Here is a 641-nt window from a genome sequence, read left to right on the forward strand (position 1 = left end):
TCGGTCGTGCGGAAGTAGAACTGAGGACGGTAGTTGTTGAAGAAAGGCGTATGACGGCCACCTTCGTCCTTGCTCAGAACGTACACCTCAGCCGTGAAGTGGGTGTGGGGCTTGATCGAGCCGGGCTTGCACAGCACTTGGCCGCGTTCCACGTCTTCGCGCTTGGTACCGCGCAGCAGCAGGCCGACGTTGTCGCCAGCTTGGCCTTGGTCCAGCAGCTTGCGGAACATTTCCACGCCGGTGCAGATGGTCTTTTGCGTGTCGCGGATACCGACGATTTCGATTTCTTCGCCGACCTTGATGATGCCGCGTTCCACGCGACCGGTCACCACGGTGCCACGGCCGGAGATGGAGAACACGTCTTCCACGGGCATCAGGAAGGCACCGTCCACAGCGCGCTCAGGCGTGGGGATGTAGGTGTCCAGAGCTTCGGCCAGCTTCATGATGGCTTCTTCACCCAGCTTGCCCTTGTCGCCTTCCAGGGCGAGCTTGGCGGAGCCACGGATGATGGGGGTGTCGTCGCCTGGGAAGTCGTACTTGTCCAGGAGTTCGCGCACTTCCATTTCGACGAGTTCCAGCAGTTCTTCGTCGTCCACCATGTCGCACTTGTTCAGGAACACGATGATGTAAGGCACGCCCAC

General features: G+C 60.2%; 1 protein-coding gene. It reads right to left on the minus strand.

The genetic code is table 11. From position 1 onward, the window contains the following. On the minus strand, positions 1-641 hold a 641-nt coding region (locus AvAM_RS22665), incomplete at both ends, for an EF-Tu/IF-2/RF-3 family GTPase (RefSeq protein ID WP_249368331.1).

Origin of the sequence: Acidovorax sp. NB1, from assembly GCF_005405905.1 — a bacterium.
Taxonomy (GTDB): domain Bacteria; phylum Pseudomonadota; class Gammaproteobacteria; order Burkholderiales; family Burkholderiaceae_C; genus Acidovorax.